Origin of the sequence: Cedecea neteri (assembly GCF_000758305.1) — a bacterium.
Lineage (GTDB): Bacteria > Pseudomonadota > Gammaproteobacteria > Enterobacterales > Enterobacteriaceae > Cedecea > Cedecea neteri_C.
This window is the reverse complement of record NZ_CP009458.1, coordinates 1621612-1647956: the sequence shown is the minus strand read 5'-3', so window position 1 is coordinate 1647956 and position 26345 is coordinate 1621612. Positions and strand designations below refer to the sequence as shown.

22 protein-coding genes are annotated in these 26345 nt (G+C 55.3%); 10 read left to right on the top strand and 12 right to left on the bottom strand.

What is annotated here, in order from left to right; translation table 11 throughout:
• Positions 1 to 7 precede the first annotated feature (7 nt).
• Positions 8 to 1561: a methyl-accepting chemotaxis protein gene (locus LH23_RS07750; protein WP_039289765.1), complete on the bottom strand. Its 1554-nt coding sequence runs from the start codon at positions 1559 to 1561 to the stop codon at positions 8 to 10.
• A 283-nt stretch (positions 1562 to 1844) separates the two neighbouring features.
• On the opposite strand from LH23_RS07750, the gene ppa reads away from it, so the two are divergent.
• Positions 1845 to 2375: an inorganic diphosphatase gene (gene ppa, locus LH23_RS07745; protein WP_008460444.1), complete on the top strand. Its 531-nt coding sequence runs from the start codon at positions 1845 to 1847 to the stop codon at positions 2373 to 2375.
• Between the two features lie 120 nt (positions 2376 to 2495).
• Here the strand turns inward: ppa and LH23_RS07740 are convergent, their stop codons facing one another.
• The 3 genes from LH23_RS07740 to tamA are packed head-to-tail and all read right to left on the bottom strand — an operon-like array spanning position 2496 to position 8352.
• Positions 2496 to 2840, bottom strand: a complete 345-nt coding sequence (locus LH23_RS07740; RefSeq protein WP_008460443.1) for a gamma-glutamylcyclotransferase family protein — start codon at positions 2838 to 2840, stop codon at positions 2496 to 2498.
• 2 nt (positions 2841 to 2842) lie between these two features.
• The gene (gene tamB, locus LH23_RS07735) at positions 2843 to 6619 is read right to left on the bottom strand and encodes an autotransporter assembly complex protein TamB (RefSeq protein WP_039289763.1); all 3777 of its coding nucleotides are present in this window, start codon (positions 6617 to 6619) and stop codon (positions 2843 to 2845) included.
• Complete coding sequence (tamA, locus tag LH23_RS07730) at positions 6616 to 8352, bottom strand: autotransporter assembly complex protein TamA (protein ID WP_039289760.1); 1737 nt, start codon at positions 8350 to 8352, stop codon at positions 6616 to 6618. Before tamA ends, tamB begins: the two co-directional genes overlap by 4 nt.
• Positions 8353 to 8566: 214 nt before the next feature.
• Between tamA and msrA the strand changes: the two genes are divergently transcribed.
• Positions 8567 to 9202: a peptide-methionine (S)-S-oxide reductase MsrA gene (gene msrA / locus LH23_RS07725; RefSeq protein ID WP_039289757.1), complete on the top strand. Its 636-nt coding sequence runs from the start codon at positions 8567 to 8569 to the stop codon at positions 9200 to 9202.
• A gap of 46 nt (positions 9203 to 9248) precedes the next feature.
• Here msrA and LH23_RS07720 read toward each other — a convergent pair whose 3' ends face one another.
• The gene (locus LH23_RS07720; RefSeq protein ID WP_039289754.1) at positions 9249 to 10097 is read right to left on the bottom strand and encodes a leucine-rich repeat domain-containing protein; all 849 of its coding nucleotides are present in this window, start codon (positions 10095 to 10097) and stop codon (positions 9249 to 9251) included.
• Positions 10098 to 10154: 57 nt separating this feature from the next.
• Positions 10155 to 11489, bottom strand: a complete 1335-nt coding sequence (locus LH23_RS07715; RefSeq protein WP_052050146.1) for a hypothetical protein — start codon at positions 11487 to 11489, stop codon at positions 10155 to 10157.
• Between the two features lie 317 nt (positions 11490 to 11806).
• Here LH23_RS07715 and LH23_RS07710 point away from each other — a divergent pair, with 317 nt between their 5' ends.
• On the top strand, positions 11807 to 13144 hold the full coding sequence (locus tag LH23_RS07710; RefSeq protein WP_039289752.1) for a hemolysin family protein: 1338 nt from the start codon (positions 11807 to 11809) through the stop codon (positions 13142 to 13144).
• 58 nt (positions 13145 to 13202) lie between these two features.
• Here the strand turns inward: LH23_RS07710 and LH23_RS07705 are convergent, their stop codons facing one another.
• On the bottom strand, positions 13203 to 13409 hold the full coding sequence (locus tag LH23_RS07705; RefSeq protein ID WP_008460430.1) for a DUF1107 domain-containing protein: 207 nt from the start codon (positions 13407 to 13409) through the stop codon (positions 13203 to 13205).
• A 325-nt stretch (positions 13410 to 13734) separates the two neighbouring features.
• Between LH23_RS07705 and LH23_RS07700 the strand changes: the two genes are divergently transcribed.
• The gene (locus tag LH23_RS07700) at positions 13735 to 14292 is read left to right on the top strand and encodes a YtfJ family protein (RefSeq protein ID WP_039289751.1); all 558 of its coding nucleotides are present in this window, start codon (positions 13735 to 13737) and stop codon (positions 14290 to 14292) included.
• Here LH23_RS07700 and cysQ read toward each other — a convergent pair.
• Positions 14282 to 15028 (bottom strand): 3'(2'),5'-bisphosphate nucleotidase CysQ, encoded by a 747-nt coding sequence (gene cysQ / locus LH23_RS07695; protein ID WP_039289749.1) that lies wholly within the window; start codon positions 15026 to 15028, stop codon positions 14282 to 14284. The two genes, LH23_RS07700 and cysQ, sit on opposite strands and share 11 nt — an antisense overlap.
• 201 nt (positions 15029 to 15229) lie before the next feature.
• Here cysQ and LH23_RS07690 point away from each other — a divergent pair, with 201 nt between their 5' ends.
• Positions 15230 to 17161 carry a bifunctional 2',3'-cyclic-nucleotide 2'-phosphodiesterase/3'-nucleotidase gene (locus LH23_RS07690; RefSeq protein WP_039289748.1) on the top strand — a complete coding sequence of 644 codons (1932 nt, stop codon included), beginning with the start codon at positions 15230 to 15232 and terminating at the stop codon, positions 17159 to 17161.
• 5 nt (positions 17162 to 17166) lie between these two features.
• Here LH23_RS07690 and LH23_RS07685 read toward each other — a convergent pair whose 3' ends face one another.
• Positions 17167 to 17562 (bottom strand): winged helix-turn-helix transcriptional regulator, encoded by a 396-nt coding sequence (locus LH23_RS07685; RefSeq protein WP_008460422.1) that lies wholly within the window; start codon positions 17560 to 17562, stop codon positions 17167 to 17169.
• Between the two features lie 92 nt (positions 17563 to 17654).
• Between LH23_RS07685 and LH23_RS07680 the strand changes: the two genes are divergently transcribed.
• From LH23_RS07680 to LH23_RS07670, 3 genes are all read left to right on the top strand, one after another.
• Positions 17655 to 18503 carry an SDR family oxidoreductase gene (locus tag LH23_RS07680; RefSeq protein ID WP_039289744.1) on the top strand — a complete coding sequence of 283 codons (849 nt, stop codon included), beginning with the start codon at positions 17655 to 17657 and terminating at the stop codon, positions 18501 to 18503.
• A gap of 78 nt (positions 18504 to 18581) precedes the next feature.
• A complete protein-coding gene (locus LH23_RS07675; protein ID WP_039289742.1) occupies positions 18582 to 19403 on the top strand; it encodes an AraC family transcriptional regulator in 822 nt (273 codons plus the stop codon).
• 80 nt (positions 19404 to 19483) lie between these two features.
• Positions 19484 to 20449 carry a DMT family transporter gene (locus LH23_RS07670; protein ID WP_039289740.1) on the top strand — a complete coding sequence of 322 codons (966 nt, stop codon included), beginning with the start codon at positions 19484 to 19486 and terminating at the stop codon, positions 20447 to 20449.
• A gap of 61 nt (positions 20450 to 20510) precedes the next feature.
• Here the strand turns inward: LH23_RS07670 and LH23_RS07665 are convergent, their stop codons facing one another.
• Positions 20511 to 22166, bottom strand: coding sequence for a methyl-accepting chemotaxis protein (locus LH23_RS07665; RefSeq protein ID WP_039289738.1), 1656 nt, complete (start codon positions 22164 to 22166; stop codon positions 20511 to 20513).
• 245 nt (positions 22167 to 22411) lie between these two features.
• Between LH23_RS07665 and ytfE the strand changes: the two genes are divergently transcribed.
• Complete coding sequence (gene ytfE / locus LH23_RS07660; protein ID WP_039289736.1) at positions 22412 to 23077, top strand: iron-sulfur cluster repair protein YtfE; 666 nt, start codon at positions 22412 to 22414, stop codon at positions 23075 to 23077.
• Between the two features lie 63 nt (positions 23078 to 23140).
• Here ytfE and cycA read toward each other — a convergent pair whose 3' ends face one another.
• Positions 23141 to 24553, bottom strand: a complete 1413-nt coding sequence (cycA, locus tag LH23_RS07655; RefSeq protein ID WP_039289735.1) for a D-serine/D-alanine/glycine transporter — start codon at positions 24551 to 24553, stop codon at positions 23141 to 23143.
• Between the two features lie 278 nt (positions 24554 to 24831).
• Positions 24832 to 25452, bottom strand: a complete 621-nt coding sequence (gene fklB / locus LH23_RS07650; protein WP_008460415.1) for an FKBP-type peptidyl-prolyl cis-trans isomerase — start codon at positions 25450 to 25452, stop codon at positions 24832 to 24834.
• 271 nt (positions 25453 to 25723) lie between these two features.
• Between fklB and LH23_RS07645 the strand changes: the two genes are divergently transcribed.
• Positions 25724 to 26308, top strand: coding sequence for an OapA family protein (locus LH23_RS07645; RefSeq protein ID WP_039289734.1), 585 nt, complete (start codon positions 25724 to 25726; stop codon positions 26306 to 26308).
• The last annotated feature ends 37 nt before the right edge of the window (positions 26309 to 26345 follow it).

The following is a 26345-nucleotide window of genomic DNA, read 5'->3' as shown; positions in this document are numbered from 1 at the left end:
GACGAGATTAATAGCGGAAGGAAGCCATCGCGGCGACCAGCTGCTGCGACTGTTCTTCAAGAGAATGCGTTGCCGCAGTGGACTGCTCAACTAAAGCCGCGTTCTGCTGTGCCGCTTCATCCATCTGGCTTACCGCAATATTCACCTGCTCAATACCGTGGCTTTGCTCGTTAGACGCGTTGGCGATTTCGCGAACCAGTTTGGTCATGCGCATAATTTCTTCGGCGATTTCGTCCATGGTTTCCCCGGCTTGCTGCGCCAGTTCGCTGCCCTCACCCACGTGAGTTTGCGAATCAGAAATCAACGTGCGGATCTCTTTTGCCGCTTCAGCACTGCGGCTTGCCAGAGTACGAACCTCACCGGCTACCACGGCAAAACCACGGCCTTGTTCACCCGCGCGGGCGGCTTCCACCGAAGCGTTAAGCGCCAGAATATTGGTCTGGAAAGCGATCCCATCGATAACGCTCAGGATGTCGGCAATACGTCCTGCGCTGCCGGAAATATCGCGCATTTTCTCAATCACGTAGCAAACCATTTCGCTGCCGCGGTCGGCGGTATCGGAGACGACTTTCGCCAGCTTGTGCGCCTGCTCGGCGTTATCGGCGTTTTGCTTCACCGTCGCGGTGATTTGCTCCATGCTGGCTGCCGTTTCCTCCAGCGAAGTTGCCGTAGACTCCGTGCGCTGGGAAAGATTGAGGTTACCTGCCGCCAGCTCACGGCTGCCGGTATCAATCTGGGAAGAAGCATCCCGCACGCGACTGACCGACTCAACCAGCGAGGTTCTCATCGCCACAATCGCGCTGGCAAGGCGGCCAAATTCGTTTCTGCCCGTTTGCGGGAGCGGCTGGGTCAGGTCGCCATCGGCCACGTACTCCAATTGATGAATAGCCTCATCCAGCGGCTTCAACAGCAGGTGGCGCAGCGCCAACCAGACCAGCACAATAATCGCGGCGGTCAGCAGCGCGGCAAAAATAATAAAGCCCAGCACAATAGTTTTGTGCAGCTGAACGGCAGCCACTTCGCTGTTTCCGCGCGTTTCACCCCAGCGCTGGAAAGCCTGCACGTCATTATCAAACTTCTGCCCCAGCGGGATCAGGCTTTTTTCCAGCAGATCGTAATAGTCGTCCGGGCTTTGCTTTTGCAGCGCGGCCAGCATCGGCGTAATACCTTGCGTCTGATAAGTACCAAAGCTTTGCGCCAGGCCGGTAAGCAAGGCGTTGCCCTGGTCGTCGTTCACGCCGCTGTCGATGACGGACTTCAGGTTTTTCTGCGCCAGCCCAACTTCCCCCACGATCTTCTGCGTGGCTTTTGTCGCGTCGTCCAGCATGCCAATTTCCATCTGGCGTACCGCCTGGCTTGCCTCATTGCGGGCACGAAGCAGCAGAATATAGCCATCGCTAATACGCACCATTTGCTCGCCCTGAAGGCGGTTGATGCGCTCAAGAGAAGCAGAACTTTGCTGCAGGGCATAAATGCCGATGCCGCTTACAACCAACAGCAAGAACGTCATAACCGCTAACAGCGTTAGCAGCCCCGTGCGAATCGACAAATTTCTCAACATGCTTAATTCCCGGTTTAACGATGGCTCATGAATAAAGTAGTGAGCGTGTTATCGGCAATTTTCGGAAAATGTTTAATCAATTTGCGTTATTTACGTTCGTTAAGTGCTTGTTGCCATGATGTTTAACTCAATTATGACAATGAAATGACTCAAGATTTGAGTAGCCTGAAGCGGGACATTTGGCCCATATGGGGGTTAGCGGTCAAAAAACAGCAAAAGACATTTAATCGCAGTTGGCTATAATATCGGGCACTTGAAATACACCAGGTTAAAGGAAACAGACATGAGCTTACTCAACGTCCCAGCGGGTAAAGATCTGCCGGAAGACATCTACGTTGTTATCGAAATCCCTGCTAACGCCGATCCAATCAAATACGAAGTAGACAAAGAGAGCGGCGCGCTGTTTGTTGACCGTTTCATGTCTACCGCGATGTTCTACCCGTGCAACTACGGTTACATCAACCACACTCTGTCTCTGGACGGTGACCCGGTTGACGTGCTGGTCCCAACCCCATACCCGCTGGAGCCAGGTAGCGTGATCCGTTGCCGTCCAGTTGGCGTTCTGAAAATGACCGACGAGTCTGGCGAAGACGCAAAACTGGTTGCGGTTCCGCACACCAAACTGAGCAAAGAGTACGATCACATCAAAGATGTGAACGACCTGCCAGAACTGCTGAAAGCGCAGATCACTCACTTCTTCGAGCACTACAAAGATCTCGAGAAAGGCAAATGGGTGAAAGTTGACGGTTGGGATAACGCCGAAGCGGCTAAAGCTGAAATCATCGCCTCTTTCGAACGCGCTGCTAAGAAGTAAGTTAGCCCGCCTGAAAGAAAAAACACCGCCCCAGGGCGGTGTTTTTGTTTCTGCCCCCCACCTCATCAGGCAGACAGGCAAAAAAAACGGCCACGTGTTGGCGTGGCCGCTTAGGTCTGTTTAATACTTTTCTCGATCCAGCCAGTTCCCGCTGTCGATACGGGTTAACCCCTCGACAGGACGCTGATAGACATACATCCACGCGCCGCCGTAAGGGGTCTGGATCAGCTGGCGGCTGTACTCTCCCCCTTTGGTGCGCAGCGCGTCCAGCTCAGAAAGCGTAGAGGCGTCTATCCGGTAAACTTCGCCGGAGACCACGCCATCACCCGGCACGGCGCCTGGATAATGCCCAAGGCTATACAACACGTAGTTTTCCTGCGTGTGGTCGCCCAGCCACTGGGCGTTGGTCATCCAGTGGCTGTTGCCTTGTTTGCGTCGTAAACTGCCGTAAACAAATATTCGCATTGCTAAAACTCAAACTGATAGAGCAGATCTAGTGCCTGATCTACGCCAGACACCGCTTCCAGATACAGCTTAGGCATCAGACGATAACGTAGCGTTAACGTCGCCAGAGAGTCAAAAATACCTACGCCATATTTAACCTGTAGACCCGGCAGTACATAGCCGCTAACCACCACCTGAGAGGAATCACCCACCCCCGCGGTGTCGAGCGCCAGATTACTTACGCCAAACGTCTCGCCGATTTTACCCACAACCTGACCACTTTGTGCAACCCCCAGGCCCACAAGCATCGACGTCATTGCGTCGCCGTCGTTGCCGGAAGTATCTAAACCCTGACCGCGAAGCAGGTAGGACAAGGCGTCCTGCTGGGACATCGCCGGGTCAGAGAATATTTCAGCTTTGGGTTCATCTGCCGGCCCCGTCACACGCACACCGGCCGTGACGTTGTTTTCGGTCGAGTCCGGGTTACGGATAGCTTCAATGTTCAGGTACGGGTTGTCCGGCGGGCCGGAGAACAGCAATTCACCTTTGCGAACGATAAGATCCTGCCCATAAGCGTGGAAACGGCCTTGAGGAATGTTGATCTGGCCGTTTAGGCCGAGTCCCTGCTTGTCCTGCACCATTTTCAGATCGCCGGTCAGGCGCGCTTTCAGGCCGAAAGCGTCCAGACGCACGTTGTTGCCGACGTGAATCGTCAGGTTGCTGTTGATCGGGATCCCGGCGGATTTAGGGTTAACCGGCTTCAGATCTTTATCCAGCATCACTTCATCACTGGAGACGCCCACGGCGCTGTCCGGCACATCATGTACCACGATACGCGCCCACGGCACATCGACGTTCCCGTTCAAGGTAAACAGACTTGGCGTGGCCACAAATTCAATATCCGGGGAAACGTCCAGGCGCACCATCGGCGGCACGGTAATACGTACTTTGCTGCCTTTCGCGGCTATGCGCGCCCTCCAGTTGTCGATTTGCGTCCAGTCGGCGTCGCCGCTTAACACAATCTGGCCTTGTTTCGTGCGCACCACGCCCTGCACCGTGGAGTTCATCCCGTTGAAGTTCATGGCAATCTGGCTCGGTTGCATCTCGAACGGCATAAAGTTGCCTTCGACATCCACGCCATTAAGCTGCATTTGCCCGAACATCTGCGGCCGCTCAAGGTTGCCGCCGAGGCGTAAGTTTGCGTTCAGCGTACCGTCCGCTTTTTCACCTTTCGAGAAAATGGCGTTGGCTATCGCCAGGGAGAAGTTGCGAATATTGACGTTGCCGCCAAGGTTACGCCGCCCCTGTGGGTCGGTGATTTGAACCTGGCCGTCGAACTGCCCGTTATTCGCCACTTTCACCAGCCAGCCAAGCTGGGCGCGGTTATTCTTCAGTTCGGCGTTGAGGTTCAGCGTGTCGAAGGCAACCGGCAAGGTATTGCCGTTCACTACCTGCGCCACCTTCACGCCGCGCCCGCTGAGCGTCACCTGCCCCTGCGGTAAACCACCGGCCTCGCTGTCCCAGCTCACGTCAGCTTTACCTGTAAAGACGCCGCTGGCCTGGGTATCCGCCGGCATCACCGGTTTCAGCATGGCAAGATCGAAACGGTTGAGATTCACCAGCGCCCGGCCTTTCGCCCCGGCGTCGATAGTTTGCGGCACGCAAAGCTCAGCGTTCGGGTTCACCCAGCAATGCGGGCCAATGGCGATTTTCTGTTCTTTATTGCGGAAGTCCAGCGTCAGCTCGCGGTTGAGCGCCCACGGCCCTACCGGCGTATCAAAACGGGTGTCGCTTAGCTTGCCGCGCCAGCGCTCTTCGTTACGGTCGAAGCTGCCGCTCAGGTTGAGACGCCCGGAAACGGGTTCACCCTGAATACGCAGTTGAAGCTGGTGCTGCTTCTCATCACCTTTCGCGTCCAGCGTGACCAAATCAACTTTTACACCCGGCTGAGCCACGCGCTCTACGCGCAGGTTGAGGTTACCAGCGATTTGCTCACTCGATTTCACATCGCCTTTCAGCAGAACACGGGCAATCGTCAGCTCCTGCCAGCGCAGGCCGTTTGCCGTCAGGTCAGCCAGCAACTGCGGTGCTTTCACGTCGCCGCGAATCTTCACGATACCCTTCGCCGTTCCGCCTAAACCAGGCAAGGCGTTATCCAGATTCGGGGCATTAATATTGGCGTCCAGGTTGAGATCTTTTTCGCCCAGTTCGCCTTTCACGTCCACCGTATTGCGGCCCAGCTCCAGATGCAGACCCGGCACTTTCCACTGCATATAGCTGTTGCCCTGCAGCGTACCCTGCACGTTGACCTTGTTCTGCTTCACGTTGCCGGCAAGCTTCAGCTCGGGAATATCCAGCTGCCAACTGCCGCCGTACAGGCTACCGCGCGTTTTAATGTTGCCGTCCAGCTTGGCGGGCCAGTCCGGGAACTGCTTCGCCGTGTTGATGCCGGCCAGCGTTAATTCACCTTGCCAACTGATAGCTTTGCTCCAGTCCACCAGCGCTTTCAGATCCGTATTGCCCTGCAGCGCAGCCACGCGCAGTTTATCGAGGCTAAACTGTTGCTCGTTGCCTTTGCCATCCAGCGTGATGGTGGCAGGCGGAACCTGATCGCCCTTCACGGCGGTGCTAAAGGCCAGCTTGTAGTCGGTCATTTTGCCGGTCAGACGCAGTTTCAGATTGTCAGCCTGATACTGCTTCTCGCCGGTCAGCGGCCAGGAAAGCTGCTTACTGTCTATTTCGACGTTGAGCGGCAGCCCTGCTTCAGCCAGGCGGGTTTGGGCATTCAACTGCATCCCCACCGGCCCTGACAGATTGACGCCCACTTTCAGCTCGTCGCGCAGCGCACCGCCCACGGTCATCTTCACCTTTTCGCCTTTCAGCGGGTCGATGTTCAGCGTGCTGTTAAGCGTTAAATCAACCGGCCAGTTGTCGCGCAGCTGAGCGCTACCGGTGGCGTTCACCAGCCCCTGCGAGGAGTCCACATCCAGTGCATCCAGCTTCAGGTTGCCGTCGACGCTGCTCACTTTCAGCAGCAGCGAGTTGACCAGCAAATCAGTATCGCCGGTCAGGCGCAGACGCGCCCCGCGAAATTCCTGAATATTCAGATTCACCGGCAAATTAACGTCGGTCATTTCCGGCAGCAGCGGCTTCTCAAACAACTTTTTCAGCGTTTCCCCGAGCGGCGCTTCTTCCGGCTGAGGGTTTTGAATTTTCGGCTCAACAATCTCTTCTTTGGCTACCTGCGCGGCTTTCGGCAACGCAATCAGCAAACCTTCCAGCGATGTCGGGGTTAGCGTCAGGTTGCGCTGCTCCCAGGTCAGGCCGCTGGAGAAATCCATCACCGAAACGGTGGTGTCGTCGATTTTCACGTTAACGTTGTTCAACGCCACGCGGCTAAGGGTAATTGGGTACGGCGTGGAGAGATTCAGCGGGCCGCTGTCCTCTTCCTGCACCGGGGCTGACGGCGGCATTTTTTTCGTGTCGACCGCAACATCCACATCTTTTAGCGAGAAATCATTCACGCAAAGGCTGCTGTGCCACAGGCAGTTTAGCTTCACCGCGAGGTGAATCTCTCCCGCACGCACCGCGACGCCCGGCTGCTCGTAGCGCAAGTTCTTTAACGTCAGATTACGCCAGCCGCCGTCGACCTGAGCGATATTCAGCCCCGGTACCCAGCGATTAGCGCCTTTAAACAGCAAATGCAGGCCCGGCGTCGTCCCCACAAGGAAACCGACCGCCGCGATTAGCAGCACAATCACAGCCAGCACCGCGAGGCTTATTTTCTTCCAGCGACTCATAGTTCAGGCCCCAAACCGATGTAAAACTGTAAACCGTGCTCTTCCTTGTCACCCACCGGTACGGCGAAGTCGAGCTTGATAGGCCCAACCGGGGATTGCCAGCGCACGCCAACGCCCGCACCGGTTTTGAAGTTGCTGCGTTTGATGTCATTCACCGCTTCACCGGAGTCAACAAACGCCGCGCCCCACCATTTTCCGGTCACGTTGTACTGGTACTCCAGCGAGCCGGTCGCCAGTTTGGAGGCCCCCGTCAGCTTACCGTTGCTATCCTCCGGCGATATCGATTTGTATTTATAGCCACGAATGCTGCGGTCGCCGCCGGCGAAGAAACGCAGATCCGGCGGCACTTTTTTGAAGTCGTTGGTTTCGATCCATCCCACATTGCCGCGCACGATAAAGCGGTGTTTTTCATACAGCGAACGGATCCAAACGTTTTGTGCCTGGAACACGCCGAAATCGACGCCAGAACCCCAGGCCGTATTAGAGACATCAATCGAGTAACGCTGTGAGTCACCCCAGGTGGGCATCAGGCCCCCGCGCGAGCGGGTACGGTTCAGGCTGACGCCGGGGTAAAGCAGCATGGTCGTGTTGGTAACATCTGCCTGGGTAAAGTGGTCGAGGCTCCAGCGCAGGTTAACGGCACGCTGCCAGCCGCTGGACATATCCCAGTAGCGGGACAGCGCCACGGTAGTGGAGTCCGATTTGGTGTCGTTGAGGTCGGTTCGCTTAAAACCGCCCTGCACCAGGTAATACTGCTCCAGCGGGCTTTTTAACAGCGGCACTTTGTAGCTGAAGTCGAGCGTTTGCTCAGGGCCGGAAAGGCTGGTGCTGGTTGTCAGGCTGTGGCCGTAGGAGTTCATCCACGGTTTTTTCCAACTGGCCTTCACGCGCGGCCCTACGTCCGTGGAGTAGCCCACCCCGGTTTCAATGGTGTTTTCAGTGCGCGGCGTCACCACGCCCTGTAGCGGTAACACTTTTGTCTGGCGTGATTTTTCAAACTCAGGTGCCACTACCACGGAGTTAAACCAGCCGGTAGCCGACAGGCGGCGGTTCAGCTCGGCCAGGTCGCTCGACTGGTAGTAATCTCCCTGCTTAAAAGGCACAAGGTTTTGCAAATACTCTTCGCGAATCTGGGAGCCCTGAAAGGTCACCGCGCCGAAGCGATACCGTTCGCCGCTGTCGTAGTCGATATCCCAGAACGCCTGATGTCTTTCCAGAGAGACGCCAAGCTGGCTCTTACGGAAATCACTGTCGAAGTAGCCCTTACGCAGCGCAATGCTGGAGAGGCTTTTTTTGAAGTTATCGTAGTCAGCGTGGTCGAGCACGGTGCCGATTTTGGGCCGCTTGGGCAGCAGCGCGAGATAGTCTTTATCGGTCCGCGCGCCACCACGTAAAATGACGTCGGTGCCGCCAATTAACACCGGTTGCCCGGCGTCAACCTGCGCTAGCAGAACCTGACGCCCTCCGTTCTGCGGCGGCGGTTTAAGCGTGAAATTAATGGTGGGTTCGTAGTAACCCAGCGCTTTCAACCCTACACGAATGGCGTCATCGACGCGCGCCTGGAAGCGACGATCCGGCGTCACTTCATCGCTTTCGATGGTGGAAAGCTGAGCACGTACGTTTTTTTGCAGTTCGCCGCTGAGTCCCTCAACCTGCAAACGCACGCTCGCGGCGTTAGCCCATGTGCTCGCGACACACAGGCCTGTAATACATAAAGTACGGATTACTGGCACGTTTTCTCCTGAATATCCTTGTTCCCACCCCTGGAAGGAAACGTCATTCCCGCTCCGCGGATTAACAAAACCCTAACATCGAGGGTTGAAAATAACTCACTAGCCTAAATCTTTCTTATATGTAATGTAGTCTGTAACTCGGATGTATTGTCTGCAATTGCAGGTCTGATGACAACCGCTCGCTTTTTTGCCGATTTTCGGGAGATCCAACACCATGTCATTCTTCGACAAAACTCACACCGTGACGCAGGCCGATGCTCTGCCAGGCCGCAACACGCCGATGCCGGTGGCCACGCTTCACGCGGTTAACGAACACTCAATGACAAATGTACCCGATGGAATGGAAATCGCGCTGTTTGCGATGGGGTGCTTTTGGGGCGTAGAACGCCTGTATTGGGAGATTCCGGGCGTTTACAGCACGGCAGCCGGCTACAGCGGTGGCTATACGCCCAACCCAACCTATCGCGAAGTTTGCAGCGGCCAGACCGGCCATGCTGAAGCCGTGCGCGTGGTTTATGATCCGAAAGTGGTTAGCTATGAGCAGCTTTTGCAGGTGTTCTGGGAAAATCACGATCCGGCTCAGGGAATGCGCCAGGGCGGGGACGTCGGCACCCAGTACCGCTCGGCAATTTACCCGCTCACGCCGGAACAGGACAAAGCCGCCCGCGCCAGCCTTGAGCGTTTCCAGGCCGCAATGAATGCCGCCGGTGATAAACGCCAGGTCACCACTGAAATCGCCAACGCGGGCCCGTTCTACTACGCGGAAGACGACCACCAGCAGTATCTGTACAAGAATCCGCACGGCTACTGCGGCATTGGTGGCATCGGCGTTTGCCTGCCGCCTCAGTAAACTCTCCCTGAAAGCCAGTCATCGACTGGCTTTTTCTTTAGCTTTGTTAACCAAAGCCAACCCACGCTTTCTGATTATTCACATCCAGCGTCGCGGAAGTATGTCCATTCCCGAGGCTGGCCATACTGATGTTATTTGCCACACCATGTTTGTTCAGCGCCGCCAGCATCGCCCGCACGTTACCCGCCGAACCCTGATCGTTAGCCCCGACCAGGAACACTTCGGTTTTACGCGCTGACGGATGCAAATGTCGGGACAGCATCTCTTCCAGAGGCATCCCTCCTGAGCCACTGCGCTGCGGGTTATCCATATGCAACGCCAGGCTTTTGCCATCCTGAACAATCATCGCCGCCAGGCAGGGTGCCAGGTCGGTTGTGAACAACGCAGTTTTCTGTCTGGGTGGCTGATGAATCACCTGCGCGCGGTTATTGCCCTGGGCAAAAAACTGCAGTTTGTACCCTTCATCCGCAAAACGTTCATGCGAGCGACGAAACGGTACGCCCTGGTTGTGCTGATTCATCGCCAGTTGCAGCGTTTGCAGGGAGCCCAGCTGTAAAAGCGCTTTGGCCGGGAAGGTCTGCAGCGGGTTGCCGGACAGATTCAAATGTTTAAGGTGCGTCAGCGCGCCCAGTGAGTCAGGTAGTGCCGTCAGACCTCGCTCGCTCAGATCTAATGTTTCCCCCCGGCACTGAAAGTTATTCATTATTTCACTGCTCGCGGCCGCCCTGGCTTTGCCTTCTTCCACTGTAGGAGCCGCAGCGGCCCAATTTTTGAGATCGCCGTGTAAATCACTGGCGTGCAGGCCAGAGGAAGCGGCTTTCACCGCTGCCGTTGAAGATGTATTGGTCAGCGACGGCATACCGGCTGGCCGCGTCACCGTAGAATTAATATGCATAATCAGGCTCCAAAAATAGACTGCCAGTATGTGGACGTAGCTCCCCTTTCGGTTCCTTTACACCTGCTGCTCTGCGGCATTAAGGGTGGTTGCTGGCTGACGATTTAACGCCGCCTGCAGCTGATGCCCGACCCAGCCTGCCGCCGAGTTCACGGCCGCCGGGACCTTTTCCTGCAGCGTTTGCGTCATTTTGTCCGCCACGGCGTCAGCGAGAATCTCAGCCGCAGGTACGGCGAAGAACACCGGGGCAGAGGCCACGACGTTGGTCGCATGGCTGATGGCGCTCAGCGAAGCGGCATTCACTCTCGGAAAGGCGCTGGCGACAGCAGCGCCAATCGCGCTGCGTAGACTAATCACACCGGCAAAGCCGCCGGCCAGCATCGCCGTTTTCCCAAGGCTCGGCGCAGAAAGAACGCTTGCCGTCGCTTTCAGGCTGTCTGTTGCAATGTCCAGGGGCAGCTTTGCCACGCGCTGAGCAGCGTTCTTAAGCGTATCGCTCACCACGTGCGTATTTTTCAATTCAGTGAACCGCTGCTGCCAGTCGTTGCGCCCCAGCAAATACTCCGGCCCGGTTCGGCCTTTGTTTTCGTCCACCGCGTGGAGAATCGCGCTCATTGCGCCGCCAGCCACCACCCCGCCCGCAGCAGACAGCCACGTATCGACTTCACCGGCCACTTTCGCCCCGGCAAAATGCGTCAGCGTTGCCGCCATCGCCAGGCGCGCAAGGTTACGTGCCGAATAGGTCTGAATGGCTGCCCCGGTTTCTGCCACCGTCGTCAGCAAGCTAGCTTTTGCCTCCTTTACAGCTTCGCGCATGACCGGATGCAGGTCGCTGTCTTTGGCGGACAGCCACGGATTCGTTGCCGTGGCACGGTTAAGCAACGTGGTGCCAATAGTGTCGGCGATGCTGGACTGCAGGCCAGCATGGAGGCCAATTTCCGCCGCCGTATGGGCAAAAGCGCTCAGCAGCGGGACTTTATCGTAGGCAACAGACGCAGCAGCAAAGGGAATAGCGCGTGCGGCACCTCGCGCAACTTGCCCTAGCCTGTCCAGTTGATGCCCTTTGGTCAACACGGCTTCAACAGAGGCTGGCGTTTCTCCCATTTTGTGTAATTCACGGGTTCTCGACTCAATCAGGGCATGCATTTCAGCATGGTTATCACCGTTAATGTGCTTGCCAAACAGCGCGCCAAGCTGGTGATGAATAGCAGCTTCATTGGCCGAGCCATAAACGCTGTCCCCCACAAAATGCAGGCTTTCATGCGCGCTGACGGCAGCAGAAGTGGCCACCGATGAACCCGAAGCGATCGACGCCGGTCGCTGGCCGCTGTGTTCCGGTAAGGGAGGAAGTTCCGCCGCATGTCTGTGCACGGAAGTAACGGAATTGACCATGTGAACGCTCTCCTGATAGTGGGCTAACCGATCGGGTGAGTGGCAAAAAGAGAAGAAAAGTTCCGGGGATAAAAAGAAGAAAAGCTGCTTATACAATGCGCCAAACGTTAAGCCCATTAATCAAAAAACACATCACTAAAAACCCGGCTTACCGCCGGTTAAATTACAGCCTCTGGTAGCACATCCCATCCTTACGCTATACTACTCCTTGAATTTGCTGGCTCGTTCACAAAAGCGGCCAGCATTTCTTGTGTTTGACCCCTGAGATTTATCCACTTTTCCCTTCCGAGGACCTGGCCACAACAGCCAGATAAATTATGTTAAACAGTATTTTGATAATACTTATCCTTATTGCTATTAGTGCCTTTTTCTCAATCTCTGAGATCTCGCTTGCCGCCTCTCGTAAAATCAAACTTAAGCTGCTGGCCGATGAAGGCAACGTCAATGCCCAGCGCGTGCTAAAGATGCAAGAGACGCCGGGCATGTTCTTTACCGTCGTACAAATTGGCCTGAACGCCGTGGCAATTCTCGGCGGTATCGTCGGCGATGCGGCTTTCTCCCCGGCGTTTAAAATTCTGTTGGAGCGTTTTCTGGCTCCGGAACTCGCCGACCAGCTCAGCTTTATTATCTCATTCACCCTCGTCACCAGCCTGTTCATTCTGTTCGCAGACCTCACCCCGAAACGCATCGGTATGATTTCTCCCGAAACGGTTGCTTTACGTATTATCAACCCGATGCGCTTCTGTCTGTTTGTTTTCAGACCTTTGGTGTGGTTCTTCAACGGCCTGGCTAACGTTATCTTCCGCATCTTCAAGCTGCCGATGGTGCGTAAAGACGACATTACTTCTGACGACGTTTATGCGGTGTTTGAGGCCGGTGCGCTGGCGGGCGTGTTGCGTAAGCAGGAACATGAACTGATTGAAAACGTCTTTGAGCTGGAATCGCGTACCGTGCCGTCTTCCATGACCTCACGCGAAAACGTGATTTGGTTCGACCTGCACGCCGACGAGCAAAGCCTGAAGTCCACCATCGCTGAACATCCGCATTCCAAGTTCCTGGTGTGTAACGGCGATATCGACCACGTCGTTGGCTATGTTGATTCCAAAGAGCTGCTGAACCGCGTACTGGGCAACCAAAGCATGGCGCTGAATAGCGGTGTGCATCTGCGTAACGCCCTGATTGTGCCGGACACCCTGACGCTCTCCGAAGCGCTGGAAAGCTTTAAAACCGCCGGGGAAGACTTCGCGGTCATCATGAATGAATACGCGCTGGTGGTGGGCATCATTACCCTGAACGACGTGATGACGACGTTGATGGGTGACCTGGTCGGCCAGGGGATGGAAGAGCAAATCGTTGCCCGTGATGAAAACTCATGGCTGGTGGAAGGCGGCACGCCGATTGACGACGTCATGCGAGTGCTGGATATCGACGAGTTCCCGCAGTCCGGTAACTACGAAACCATCGGTGGGTTCATGATGTTTATGCTGCGTAAGATCCCGAAACGCACCGACTCGGTAAAGTTCTCCGGCTACAAGTTCGAGGTGGTGGATATTGATAACTACCGCATCGATCAGCTGCTGGTAACGCGTATCGACAATAAGCCTGTCGCGCTGACGCCAAAGCTGCCTGACGGTGAAGAGCCTCAGGAGCAGTAAGCAAGCTCTATAAACACTAACGGCCCCTTCGGGGCCGTTTTTTTTACAATTTTTGGGCTTAGCCCATATCCGCCTGTAAGCGCATCACCTGGCGGTTGACCTCGGACATCACCGAGTAGTGCTGCTTATCCTTAACTTTCGGGACAAGGATTTTGCCCTTATCAAATTCGAAAGCGCCAACGTCCTTGATATACAACCGTCCACGGAACAGGATCTTCACGTACTTCGCCACCTGAAGGGGGTTGTAACGTTGGAAAATTTTCATTCTTCTTTACTCCTGCATGTTAACGCCTCTGCGAGCTACATTTGGCCCGACAAAATGAGGCGAAAAAGTTTGGTGCTCGAAAACTATAGTCCAGATATCGAAGGTCACCTAGTGTGTAGAAGTTTTTTTACTAAAAGATTACAAAGTTGCAGAACAATATTTTTAAATGTAAAAAACGGCAGCGTAAGCCTTCAAATTTCAGGGTTATGTGCGTCAGCCCGCAAACTGGCACTTTGCTTGCGGGACAGATGCTTATTCAGCACATATGCTTAAAACATCGACCCAAGTGGTCGGATCACCTGCTAACAACAATAAGGAGTCACCGATGACCCTGCGCAAAACGCTGGCGCTGTCTCTTCTGCTGCTGCCGCTCATGGCCTCAGCCCATAACTTTGAAAATAATCAGCGAGTGTCCCCGATTGGTATTACCGACAAGGGCGAGCTGGTGCTGGATAACGATAAGTTTAGTTATAAAAACTGGAATAGCGCGCAGTTGCCTGGGAAAGTGAGAGTTCTGCAGCATATTGCCGGTCGCTCAAGCGCCAAAGAAGAAAATGCGGCCATGGTCGAAGCTATCAAAGCGGCAAAATTCCCGCATGATAAGTACCAGACCACCACCATTGTGAACACCGACGACGCGATTGTGGGCACCGGCATGTTCGTGCGCAGCAGCATCGAAAGTAATAAGAAAGAGTTCCCGTGGTCACAGTTTATCGTCGACAGTAACGGCGTAGCGGCGAAAGCGTGGCAGCTGCAACAGGGCGGATCAGCTATCGTGGTATTGGATAAAGAAGGCAGAATTCAATTCGCCAAAGATGGCCCGTTAACCCAGCAGGAAGTGCAGCAGGTGATTAGCCTGCTGCAAGGGTTACTCAGTAAATAGAAACCCGGAAGCCGGGGTTCAGGAACGACTCGCGCGGGGTATAGTCCAGCGGCTTGCCCTGCCAGTCATGAACGTGCGCCCCGGCAGCAACCGCCACGGCATGCCCTGCGGCGGTGTCCCAGATATTGGTTGGCCCAAAGCGAGGATAGAGCTGCGCCTGACCGTCGGCCACCAGGCAGAACTTCAGCGACGAGCCTATCGCAGTGGTCTGGTGCTCCCCCATCTGTTCGAGATATTCTTTCAGCTCGCTATCGTTGGCGGCATGAGACCGGCTGACCACCACGCGCGGTGGACGGGCATCCCGCACATGAATCTGATTGCGTACGCCACACTCTTCTTTCCAGGCCTTCCCTTCCGCTGCGCTGTACATAATCTTCAGCACGGGCGCATAGACAACGCCCATCACCGCTTTTCCACCTTCGATAAGCGCGATATTCACGGTGAACTCGCCGTTACGTTTCAGAAATTCTTTTGTGCCGTCCAGCGGGTCGACCAGCCAGTAGCGCTGCCAGCTTTGCCGGGTATCCCACGACTGGGGATCTTCCTCTGACAGCACGGGGATGTCCGGCGTCAACGCTTTCAGCCCTTTCAGAATAATGTCGTGGGCGGCAAGATCCGCCGCCGTCACCGGAGAGTCATCAAGCTTATGCGTCGCCTGAAGCGGCTTCTCTCCCTCATAAACCTGCATGATCGCGGCCCCGGCCTCGCGGGCCAGCTGGCAAATTTGTTCTAACATTCTCCACCTCGTGTTGTGTCTCTGCGCTACATCGAGCGAATAACTTATTGTTTTACTTATATCTCATTGCACCCCGATGCGCTATCTGTGAAGCATTTCTGGTTCACCGGACTTAAATTCTGGCAGACTTCACAAAATTGTAAGCAACAGTCTGTATATACATTGCCCTTTGTGGCGTACCTCTAAAAAGGACATTTAAACATGATTAAGTTTAGCGCAACGCTTCTGGCGACGCTGATAGCCGCCAGCGTCAATGCGGCCACCGTTGACCTGCGGATCATGGAAACGACCGATCTGCACAGCAACATGATGGACTTCGATTACTACAAAGATACGCCGACAGAGAAGTTCGGTCTGGTACGCACCGCAAGTTTGATCAATGCCGCGCGCGGTGAAGTCACCAACAGCGTGCTTGTCGATAACGGCGATATTATTCAGGGCAGCCCGCTCGGCGATTACGCGGCCGCAAAAGGGCTAAAAGCCGGGGAAATTCATCCAGTTTATAAGGCGCTGAATACGCTCGACTATACGGTCGGCAACCTGGGCAACCACGAATTCAACTACGGCCTCGACTTCCTGCACAAAGCCCTCGCTGGCGCCAAATTCCCGTACGTGAACGCCAATATCATCGACGTGAAAACCCAGAAGCCAATGTTCACGCCGTACCTGATTAAAGAAACCGAAGTCAAAGACAAAGACGGCAAAACCCAGACGCTGCGCATCGGCTACATCGGCTTCGTGCCGCCGCAAATCATGACCTGGGATAAAGCCAACCTGAGCGGCAAAGTGACGGTGAACGACATTACCGAAACCGCCAAAAAATACGTGCCGGAAATGCGCCAACAGGGCGCTGATGTAGTCGTCGTGATTGCCCACTCGGGGCTGTCCAGCGAGCCTTATCAGGCGATGGCCGAAAACTCCGTTTATTACCTCAGCCAGGTGCCAGGCGTGGACGCCATTATGTTCGGGCATGCCCATGCCGTATTCCCTGGGAAAGACTTTGCCAATATTAAAGGGGCCGATATCGAAAAAGGCACCCTGAACGGCGTGCCTGCCGTAATGCCGGGCATGTGGGGCGACCACCTCGGCGTGGTGGATCTGGTGCTGAACAACGATTCCGGCAGTTGGAAAATCACCAGCAGCAAAGCCGAAGCACGGCCAATTTATGACAGCGTAGCCAAAAAATCGCTGGCGGCAGAAGACCAGAACCTGAAAAAAGTGCTGGAGCACGATCACGCCGCAACTCGCGAGTTTGTCAGCAAGCCGGTCGGTAAATCCGCCGACAACATGTATAGCTATCTGGCGCTGGTGCAGGACGATCCAACCGTTCAGGTGGTGAATAACGCGCAGAAGGCCTACGTCGAGAAATACATTCAGGGCGACCCGGACCTTGCGAATCTGCCGGTGCTCTCCGCCGCCGCACCGTTCAAAGTGGGCGGACGTAAAAACGATCCGGCCAGCTTCGTTGAGGTCGAAAAAGGTCAACTGACCTTCCGCAACGCCGCCGATCTCTACCTTTACCCGAACACGCTGGTGGTGGTGAAAGCGACCGGAAAAGAAGTTAAAGAGTGGCTGGAATGTTCCGCCGGGCAGTTCAATCAGATCGACGTGAACAGCACTAAGCCTCAGGAACTGATCAACTGGGACGGCTTCCGTACCTACAACTTCGACGTCATCGACGGCGTGAACTACCAAATAGACGTCAGCCAGCCGGCTCGCTACGACGGTGAATGCCAGATGGTGAACCCGAAGGCCGAGCGCATCAAAGATCTCACCTTCAAGGGCAAACCTATCGACCCGAATGCCGTCTTCCTGGTCGCAACCAATAACTACCGCGCTTACGGCGGCAAATTTGCCGGGACCGGCGACAGCCACATCGCGTTTGCTTCCCCGGATGAGAACCGCTCGGTGCTGGCTAACTGGATCGGCGCTCAGGGCGAAATTCACCCTGCGGCGGACAACAACTGGCGTCTGGCGCCTATAGCCAGCAAGCAGCCGCTGGATATCCGCTTTGAAACCTCGCCGACCGACAAAGCCGCCGCCTTTATCAAAGAAAAAGGTCAGTACCCAATGAAAAAAGTCGCTAACGACGACATTGGTTTTGCTGTCTATCAGCTTGATTTAAGCAAATAAGATCCTCAGGCGTCCCGTTTCTCCCGGGACGCCATCACCTGCGGCAAATTCCCCTCGATCCAGTCGGCCAGCGCGGCCACCTTCTCGGCAATTTCATGACCCATTGGCGTCAGCGTGTACTCCACGTGCGGCGGCACAACCGGGTAAGATTTGCGATCCACAAAACCGTCCGCCTCCAGCCACTGCAGCGTCTGCGCCAGCATTTTCTCGCTCACGCCGCCCATCTTGCGCCTTAAATCGCTAAAACGATGAGTGCCGTCCTGTAATGCCACTAAAATTAAGACACCCCAGCGGCTGGTCACGTGTTTCAGCACGTCCCGCGAGGGGCATTTGTCGCTAAACAGATTGCCGTTACGCAGCTGCTCGCTCAGCGTCATGGGCGCTTCGATGATTTCACTCATTTAACACTTACCTTTTTGTACGTACTTACTAAAAGTTAGTTAGGGTGCTAGTGTGGCACAACTTGTTCGAAACATCACTCAGGAGATTGATCATGATTGCGATTACCGGCGCATCCGGCCAGTTGGGCCGCCTTGTTATTGAAGATTTGTTGAAAACCGTGAAAGCCGAAGAGATCGTGGCCGTTGTGCGCAACCCGGCCAAAGTTAACGATTTTTCCAACCGTGGCGTACAGGTTCGCGCGGCGGATTACGGCGATGTCTCTGCGCTGGCAAAAGCGTTCTCCGGCGTGGAAAAAGTGCTGCTGATCTCCTCCAGCGAGGTTGGCCAGCGCGCCGCCCAGCACAACAATATTATTGCGGCAGCTAAACAGGCTGGCGTGAAACTCATCGCCTATACCAGCCTGCTGCATGCCGACAAATCGCCACTGGCCCTTGCCGAAGAACACATCGTTACTGAGCAACAGCTCAAAGCCTCCGGCGTTCCGTTCGTGTTGCTGCGTAACGGCTGGTACACCGAAAACTACCTGGCCAGCGTGCCGCCAGCGATTCAGCACGGCGTGTTTATCGGCAGCGCCGGGGAAGGCAAAATCGCCTCTGCAACGCGGGCTGATTACGCGGCCGCAGCCGCTAAAGTCCTGACGCTGGATAATCAGGCAGGTAAAGTTTATGAACTGGCGGGAGACCACGGCTGGACGCTCGCAGAACTGGCGGCGGAAGTCAGCCAGCAAAGCGGCAAACCCGTGGTTTATCAGAACCTGAACGAGGCCGATTTTAAAGCGGCACTTCAGGGCGCTGGCCTGCCGGAAGGTTTTGCCGCGCTGCTGGCAAACTCCGATGCAGGCGCGGAAAAAGGCGGTCTTTTTGACGACAGCCACCAGCTTAGCAAGCTGATTGGCCGCCCAACCACACCGCTTCGCGACAGCGTGAAAGGCGCTCTTTAATTGTTAAAAGCTGGTTAATAACTAGCCCTGCACGCGGACATCTCTATAATAACGGGAGGATCCGCGTGGAGAGAAAGCGTGCAGGGAGTTCCCGAGCAGTTCAGCGATGAGAGAGACAGCGCCCAGTTTCGGCATTTGCCGCAGCTGCCGGGCGTTGAGCTTTATCACGCCCATATTGCGAAATACGCCTTTGAGCCACACACTCACGAAGCCTTCGGCATCGGCGCCATCACCTGGGGCGCAGAGCGCTTTCGTTACCGGGGCGAGCAACTGGTTGCCCCCACTGACTCGCTGGTATTGATGAACCCGGACGAGCTGCATACCGGCGAAGCCGCCAGCGAAGATGGCTGGCAGTACCGCATGATTTACCTGGATCCTAACCTGCTGGAGTCGCTGACCGGGGAAAGAAGCTGGTGGTTTAACGCCGCCGTGAATCACGATCCCGCCCGCGCCCGCCAGGTTTCGCAATTTATTGCGGGCCTTTGGCAGGCCGAGGATACGCTCACCCAGCAGGGGCTTCTGCTGAATCTCGTCGAGGCGTTTCGCCCTTACGCTCGCCACCTTCCGGGGCTTCACGAGGCTGCAAACCGCTTCGCCCTCGTGCGCGAATACCTTTACGACAACTATATGCACACCATCACCCTTGAAGATTTAGCGGCACTGGTGTCCCTTAGCCCTTACCATTTCCAAAGGCAGTTCAAAGCCTGCTACCACGTGACCCCGCACCAGATGCTGATGGCGATTCGTCTGTGGCACGCCAAACAGTTTCTCACCCACGGCATGCCGGCCGCCCAGGTCGCCGCCGCCAGCGGCCTGACGGATCAGGCGCATCTGACCCGTGCGTTTGCCCAGCGCTATGGCATTACTCCCGTGCGTTACCAAAAGCAGGTTACCCGCTAACAAGACAGCAACTTCGTACAATACGCCACAGCACGGTGCCTCTACACTGCCGCTAAATTGTGTTGTTGCAGGAAATAAAGATGTTAAGTGGTGTGCTGTACGCCCTGCTGGCGGGGCTAATGTGGGGATTAATTTTTGTAGGGCCGATTATCGTCCCGGACTATCCGGCGGCCCTGCAGTCGACCGGGCGCTATCTCGCCCTTGGGTTGATTGCGATTCCTATTGCGTGGCTTGGGCGTAAGCGCCTGCGTGAGCTGAGCCGCCAGGACTGGTTTACCGCCCTGAAGCTCTCTAGCGTCGGGAACCTGATTTATTACGTCTGCCTGGCAAGCGCCATTCAGCGTACTGGCGCGCCTATCGCGACGATGATCATCGGCACGCTGCCGGTCGTTATCCCCATTTTTGCTAACCTGCTGTACAGCAAAAGGGACGGCAAGCTGCCGTGGCGACGCCTTGCCCCGGCGCTGGTGGTGATTGCCGCCGGGCTCATCATGGTAAATACCGCCGAGCTTCGCGGAGAGCAGGCCGATTTCAGCTGGTGGCGCTACGCCAGCGGTATTCTGCTGGCCTTTGTTTCGGTGGCCTGCTGGGCGTGGTATGCCCTGCGTAATGCCCGCTGGCTGCGGGAGAACCCGGATAAAAACCCGATGATGTGGGCCACGGTTCAGGGGCTTTCCACGCTGCCTTTTTCGCTTCTCGGTTATATCGCCGTGTGCATTTGGATGGGGCACCATGATTCAGGCTTTACCCTCCCCTTCGGCCCGCGCCCGGAAGTCTTTATCACCCTGATGCTGGCCATCGCCGTGCTTTGTTCCTGGCTGGGCAATCTGTGCTGGAACATCGCCTGCCAGCGCCTGCCGACGGTCATTGTCGGCCCGTTGATTGTTTTTGAGACTTTAGCGGGCCTGGCTTATACCTTTATGATTCGCCAGAGCTGGCCACCGCTGTTAACGCTAGGCGGGGTGCTGTGCCTGACGATTGGCGTGGTGCTGGCGGTGCGCTCCAAACCGGAGAAAGTAACGGTGGTTCAGGTTTCCGAAGCGTAAAAAAGCCGGGACTTAGCCCGGCTTTAAAAGAAGATCCCGGCTTAAGATCGCCGGGATTTTTTTAGAAGGTTTCCCAGTTCGCATCCGAAACCGGCATTACCTGTTTGGTTTTCAACTGCGGCGTTTTTAGGTGAGCTGCTTTTGCGAGAGCCGGTGCGCGGCGGCTGATTTTGAAAACCGCTACCGCTTCATTAAGGCGTGAAGCCTGCTCTTCAAGCGCCGCCGCTGCAGCCGCGGACTCTTCGACCAGCGAGGCATTCTGCTGGGTAACGCGGTCCATCTCCGCCACGGCCTGCCCAACCTGATCTATACCCCGGCTTTGCTCGTCCGACGCGGATGCAATTTCACCCATAATATCGGTAACCCGGGTTACAGCGCTGACGATTTCCGCCATCGTTTTACCGGCTTCATTCACCAGATCTGAGCCTGCGTTAACGCGCTCGCCGGAATCATCGATCAGCGCTTTAATCTCTTTTGCCGCCTGAGCACTGCGCTGGGCAAGCGTACGCACTTCACCCGCAACCACGGCAAACCCGCGACCTTGTTCACCCGCTCTGGCCGCTTCGACTGCGGCGTTAAGCGCCAGAATATTGGTCTGGAAGGCAATGCCGTCAATCACGCTGGTGATTTGGGCGATTTTGCTTGAGCTGGTGGCGATTTCGTCCATCGTCCGCACAACGCCTTCGACCACATTGCCGCCTTTTTTCGCGGTGGTGGAAGCGTCCAGCGCCAGACGAGAAGCCTGCCGTGCGTTGTCGGCATTTTGCTTCACGGTGGCCGTCAGCTGTTCCATGCTGGCCGCCGTTTCTTCCAGCGAAGCTGCCTGCTGCTCGGTGCGGGAAGAGAGATCGTTGCTGCCGGCAGAGATTTCACCGGCGCCGGTATAAATGGTGTCGGCCCCGTCGCGCACTACGCTGACGGTATTCGCCAGGGCGGTTTGCATCTCTTTCACGCTATTAGCCAGCAGGGCCATTTCGTTTTTACCTTCGGCCTCAATAGGCCTGGTCAGGTCGCCTGCGGCAATGGCACGAATATGATCCATCACTTCACGCAGCGGCATCAGCAGGACACGACGCATCGCGACCCAGCTCACTACAATCACGCCGATGACGCCAAGCATGACGACGCTGAGGATCCACAAAATCCGCTGGTAGTCAGCCTGATTATCGCGCACGCCCTGGCTGGAAAGCTCGGCCTGCTCATCGCGCCATTCGCGGTAGACCTTCTGCATCGCTACCTGCTTTTGTTCCGCATTTTGCTTGAACATTTGCTCCAGGTTGCCCTGGGCCAGGAAGGTGTTCATTTTGGCAAGCGTTGAAGCGTAGTTATGGTATTGCGCTTCCAGCTCATCGCTCAGGTGTGGACGCAGCCCAGGGGTATCGGGTAACGCCTGGTACTTTTCGAAATGGTTTTGCGCTTCCGCCAGCAGTGAATTAGCCGTGGCGACTAATTCCTGGAGCTGCCCACCGTTGATCTGATTCGCCATGCTGCCCTGAATACGCAGCATGCCGCGGTTCAGCGTGACGCGAGCCTGGTTGAGGCCGATCCAGGCATCGGTAAATTCAGCCACGTTCTGGCTGGAAAGTTGGGAGACAGTGAAGTTGTTCTTATCGTTATTGAGGGCATTGATGAAAACCGTGGCTGACAGCAGCTGCATGAGCCCCAGCACAATCAACACGGTAACCAGTAAGGTGATAACTTTCATTCTTTTAAACATGTATAGCCTTTTCTTATGCAGATATTGTCCGACGTCTAACTATCGGCAGCACCTCCTGGTTATTTATGCTTCGTCTACCCACAAACCACCATTTTTGGGGATTTTTTGTAATCATTCAGTATGTTAAGTGGAAAACATTTTTTGTGATCCACATCTCGCTATGATCGCTGCCCCGAAAGGGTTATAGTGCTCACATAAAGATGCATTTAAAATACATCTTATATTTTATGATGAGGAATCAAGCTATGGCCTACCGCGATCAACCTTTAGGTGAACTGGCGCTGACTATTCCACGCGCTTCTGCACTGTTCCGTAAACTGGATTTGGATTTTTGCTGCGGCGGAAAACAGACGCTGCTGCGGGCAGCAACGCGTAAGGAGCTGGATCTCGAAAAGATTGAAGCTCAGTTGGCCGCACTAGCCACAGAGCCAGCAGAGAAAGACTGGCGCGCTGCGCCGCTGGCAGAAATCATCGACCACATTATTGTGCGCTTCCACGACCGCCACCGCGAGCAACTGCCGGAACTGATTCTGCAGGCGACCAAAGTCGAGCGCGTCCATGCCGATAAGCCCAACGTGCCAAAAGGGCTGGCGAAGTATCTCACCATGCTGCATCAGGAACTCAGCAGCCACATGATGAAAGAGGAACAAATCCTGTTCCCGATGATTAAGCAGGGCATGGGTACGCAGGCCGGAGGCCCGATCAGCGTGATGGAGAGCGAGCATGATGATGCGGGCGAACTGCTGGAAGTGATCAAGCACACCACCAATAACGTGACGCCGCCGCCGGAAGCTTGCACGACGTGGAAAGCGATGTATAACGGGATTAATGAACTGATTGAAGACCTGATGAACCACATCAGCCTGGAGAATAACGTTCTGTTTCCTCGCGCATTGGGCGGAGAAAAATAAGCACTTCGCCCTACAAAAAACCTCTCCGAAAAGGAGAGGTTTTTTAACATTTATACTGCCCGCTTACTTGCCGATATTTGCCAGACGTTTCTTACCGATGAACAGCCAGCCAGCTCCCAGCACAATGAACCACAGCGGCGTCACGATCAGCGCCTGACGGGTATCATCTTCCAGTGTCAGCAGGACAATCACAAAGACGAAGAACGCCATACACACCCAGCACATCAGCTTGCCCAGTGGCATCTTATAGATGGACTTCTCGTGCAGATGAGGACGCTGTTTGCGGTACACCAGGTACGAGCAAAGAATGATGGTCCAGACGAACATGAACAGAATCGCGGAAACCGTGGTGATCATAGTAAAAGCGGCAATCACGTTCGGGTTTACGTAAAGCATCACCACGCCGCCCAGCAGACAGATACAGGAGAAGGTTAACCCTTTCGCCGGTACCGCACGTTTGGAAAGCTTAGCGAACGCTTTAGGCGCCACGCCGTCCTGCGCCAGGCCGAATAGCATACGGCTGGTGGAGAACACGCCGCTGTTCGCGGAGGAAGCCGCAGAAGTCAGCACCACAAAGTTGATGATACTTGCCGCAGCCGGCAGGCCGACCAGCATGAAAAGCTCAACGAACGGACTCTTGTTCGGCACCACGGAGCTCCACGGCGTCACCGACATGATGATAATCAGCGAGAAGACGTAGAACATAATGATGCGCACCGGGATCGAGTTAATCGCTCGCGGAAGTGATTTTTCAGGATCTTTGGTTTCCGCAGCCGTGGTGCCCACCAGTTCAATACCCACAAAGGCAAAGACCGCTATCTGGAACCCGGCAAAGAATCCGCTGATGCCTTTCGGGAACCAGCCGCCGTCGTTCCAGAGGTTGTTGAACGAGGCTTCAACGCCGGACGGAGAATGGAAGCTGGTCAAGACCATCACCAGGCCGATGACGATCAGCGCCACAATAGCGACAATTTTGATCATCGCGAACCAGAACTCCATCTCACCGAACATTTTCACGGTGGCCAGGTTCAGGCTCAGCAGCACCAGCACAACGGCCAGCGAGGCGACCCAGTCAGAAAGTCCTGGGAACCAGAACTGGGCGTAGGCGGTTATCGCTACGACATCCGCCATGCCGGTCACTACCCAGCAGAACCAATATGTCCAACCGGTAAAATACCCGGCCCACGGCCCCAGCAAATCCGCGGCAAAATCGCTGAACGACTTATATTCCAGATTCGATAACAGCAGCTCGCCCATCGCACGCATCACGAAGAACAGCATAAAGCCGATGATCATGTAGACGAAGATGATGGATGGCCCCGCAAGGCTGATGGTTTTCCCTGACCCCATAAACAAGCCGGTGCCGATGGCACCCCCAATGGCAATAAGCTGAATATGGCGGTTTGTTAAATTACGCCGCAGCGACTGCTCGGTCGGCGCCTGAGCGTCGTCCGCGACTTTGACCTGATCTACCATGTTTGTATTTTCCTGTACCTGTCTGTTTTTTCAGGCTCTACTGGCCCGTGAACTGTTTTTACGTGATGTTGTTTTGTGTGATACGAGGTAAGAATCGGCGGGATAAATAATAAGCACAAGGGTAATGTTAATTTTTTGTTTAATTTGAGTGTGAAATCGCATTCACAGCGCGATATAGCTCACAAAAATACCCGTAAAACAGGTTAATGCAAGATAAAATCACGTTAGTTTATTATTAGGCAATGTAAAACCCCGCACCAGGCGGGGTTCTGAGCGCTTTACAGGATTTCCAGCAGCTCGACTTCAAACACCAGGGTGCTGAATGGTGGGATAGAAGCACCGGCACCGCGCTCGCCGTAAGCGAGGTTGTGCGGAATGGTCAGTTCCCATTTGGAGCCTACCGGCATCAGGGTCAGCGCTTCGATCCAGCCAGCGATAACGCCGCTTACCGGGAACTCTGCCGGCTCGCCACGCTGTACGGAGCTGTCGAAAACGGTGCCGTCGATCAGCTTACCGGTGTAATGCACGCGAACGTGATCTTTACGGGCAGGAATCGGGCCAGTGCCCTGAGTGATAACGCGGAACTGCAGGCCGGATTCGGTGCTGCTCACGCCTTCTTTCTCTGCGTTCTCAGCCAGGTATTTCTGGCCTTCTACCGCCAGCTCTTTCTGACGCTCACGACGGACTTCGTCTGCACGTTCATGAACTTCACGCAGTGCGCGGTGTACAACGTCAACAGGCACGGCAGGGGCATTCCCTTCCAGCGCGTCACGGAGGCCAGCGACCAGCGCTTCTGGCAGTAAACCTTGCAGACCGGATTCGCTCAGCTGCTGGCCTACCTGCAGACCAATACCGTAACTTGCTTGTGCTTCGACGCTGTCAAAAGAAGGGGTTGTCATGGATTTTCCTTTCATGATGTTTAAAAGCAAGCCCGAAGCATAACAGCGTCAATCCGCAGGGTAAATGACAATGGAGGAAAGGTGACAAATGCAAACGAAACGGGAACAATAGCTTAAGCAGGCGCAAAACTGTGGTTCACCATCACGGAAACCGGGATTGTTACAGGCATCAAACAGTTAGCGTTTACACTCTAAATAATTCGAGTTGCAGCCAACATCGGCAGCTTGAAGCAGGACGTGTCTATACTGGAAAGTATTCTTTTGAGGAGGGTTGCCCATGCAATTCGCTGTTAAACCATGGCTTACGCGGATTTGGCATGCACCTGAGCATATCCGCTTGTTGGATCCGTTACCTCCCCTGCACCGCCGAGGCATTATTCTTGGCTTTGCGTGCGTGATTCTCGGCTTTCTCCTGCCTGGGGCAGATAACGACAGCCGCCCGGTCACGCGCGATGCGCAGCTCTCCGTACAATCCCAGTCACCGATGCAGGCCGAACTGACGCCTTCCAACGTCCCCGCGACACCGGTTGAGCCTCCACGCGTGGAGGAGCAAACCCAGGCTCCCGTTCCCCACGACAACAATGATATCGAGCAGCAGTGGCGCTCCTATCGTGTAGCCGCCGGCCAGACGATGGCCCAGCTGTTCCGCGATCATAATTTGCCACCAGCGGACGTTTACGCGATGGCGCAGGTAGAAGGTGACAGCAAGCCGCTGAGCAACCTGCAAACCGGGCAAATGGTGCAGATAAGACAAAACGCCAACGGCGTGGTAACGGGCTTAACCATCGATATCGGTAACGATCAGCAGGTGCTGTTTACCCGCCAGCCGAATGGCAGCTTTATTCGCGCGCAGTAAACGGACCCAGCTTCAGAAAAGCAAAACGCCAGCACGA

Coding starts and splice junctions, on each gene's coding strand:
- LH23_RS07750 (WP_039289765.1), bottom strand. CDS start 1,561: ATGTTGAGAAATTTGTCGATTCGCACGGGGCTGCTAACGCTGTTAGCG.
- ppa (WP_008460444.1), top strand. CDS start 1,845: ATGAGCTTACTCAACGTCCCAGCGGGTAAAGATCTGCCGGAAGACATC.
- LH23_RS07740 (WP_008460443.1), bottom strand. CDS start 2,840: ATGCGAATATTTGTTTACGGCAGTTTACGACGCAAACAAGGCAACAGC.
- tamB (WP_039289763.1), bottom strand. CDS start 6,619: ATGAGTCGCTGGAAGAAAATAAGCCTCGCGGTGCTGGCTGTGATTGTG.
- msrA (WP_039289757.1), top strand. CDS start 8,567: ATGTCATTCTTCGACAAAACTCACACCGTGACGCAGGCCGATGCTCTG.
- LH23_RS07720 (WP_039289754.1), bottom strand. CDS start 10,097: ATGCATATTAATTCTACGGTGACGCGGCCAGCCGGTATGCCGTCGCTG.
- LH23_RS07715 (WP_052050146.1), bottom strand. CDS start 11,489: ATGGTCAATTCCGTTACTTCCGTGCACAGACATGCGGCGGAACTTCCT.
- LH23_RS07710 (WP_039289752.1), top strand. CDS start 11,807: ATGTTAAACAGTATTTTGATAATACTTATCCTTATTGCTATTAGTGCC.
- LH23_RS07705 (WP_008460430.1), bottom strand. CDS start 13,409: ATGAAAATTTTCCAACGTTACAACCCCCTTCAGGTGGCGAAGTACGTG.
- LH23_RS07700 (WP_039289751.1), top strand. CDS start 13,735: ATGACCCTGCGCAAAACGCTGGCGCTGTCTCTTCTGCTGCTGCCGCTC.
- cysQ (WP_039289749.1), bottom strand. CDS start 15,028: ATGTTAGAACAAATTTGCCAGCTGGCCCGCGAGGCCGGGGCCGCGATC.
- LH23_RS07690 (WP_039289748.1), top strand. CDS start 15,230: ATGATTAAGTTTAGCGCAACGCTTCTGGCGACGCTGATAGCCGCCAGC.
- LH23_RS07685 (WP_008460422.1), bottom strand. CDS start 17,562: ATGAGTGAAATCATCGAAGCGCCCATGACGCTGAGCGAGCAGCTGCGT.
- LH23_RS07680 (WP_039289744.1), top strand. CDS start 17,655: ATGATTGCGATTACCGGCGCATCCGGCCAGTTGGGCCGCCTTGTTATT.
- LH23_RS07670 (WP_039289740.1), top strand. CDS start 19,484: ATGTTAAGTGGTGTGCTGTACGCCCTGCTGGCGGGGCTAATGTGGGGA.
- LH23_RS07665 (WP_039289738.1), bottom strand. CDS start 22,166: ATGTTTAAAAGAATGAAAGTTATCACCTTACTGGTTACCGTGTTGATT.
- ytfE (WP_039289736.1), top strand. CDS start 22,412: ATGGCCTACCGCGATCAACCTTTAGGTGAACTGGCGCTGACTATTCCA.
- cycA (WP_039289735.1), bottom strand. CDS start 24,553: ATGGTAGATCAGGTCAAAGTCGCGGACGACGCTCAGGCGCCGACCGAG.
- fklB (WP_008460415.1), bottom strand. CDS start 25,452: ATGACAACCCCTTCTTTTGACAGCGTCGAAGCACAAGCAAGTTACGGT.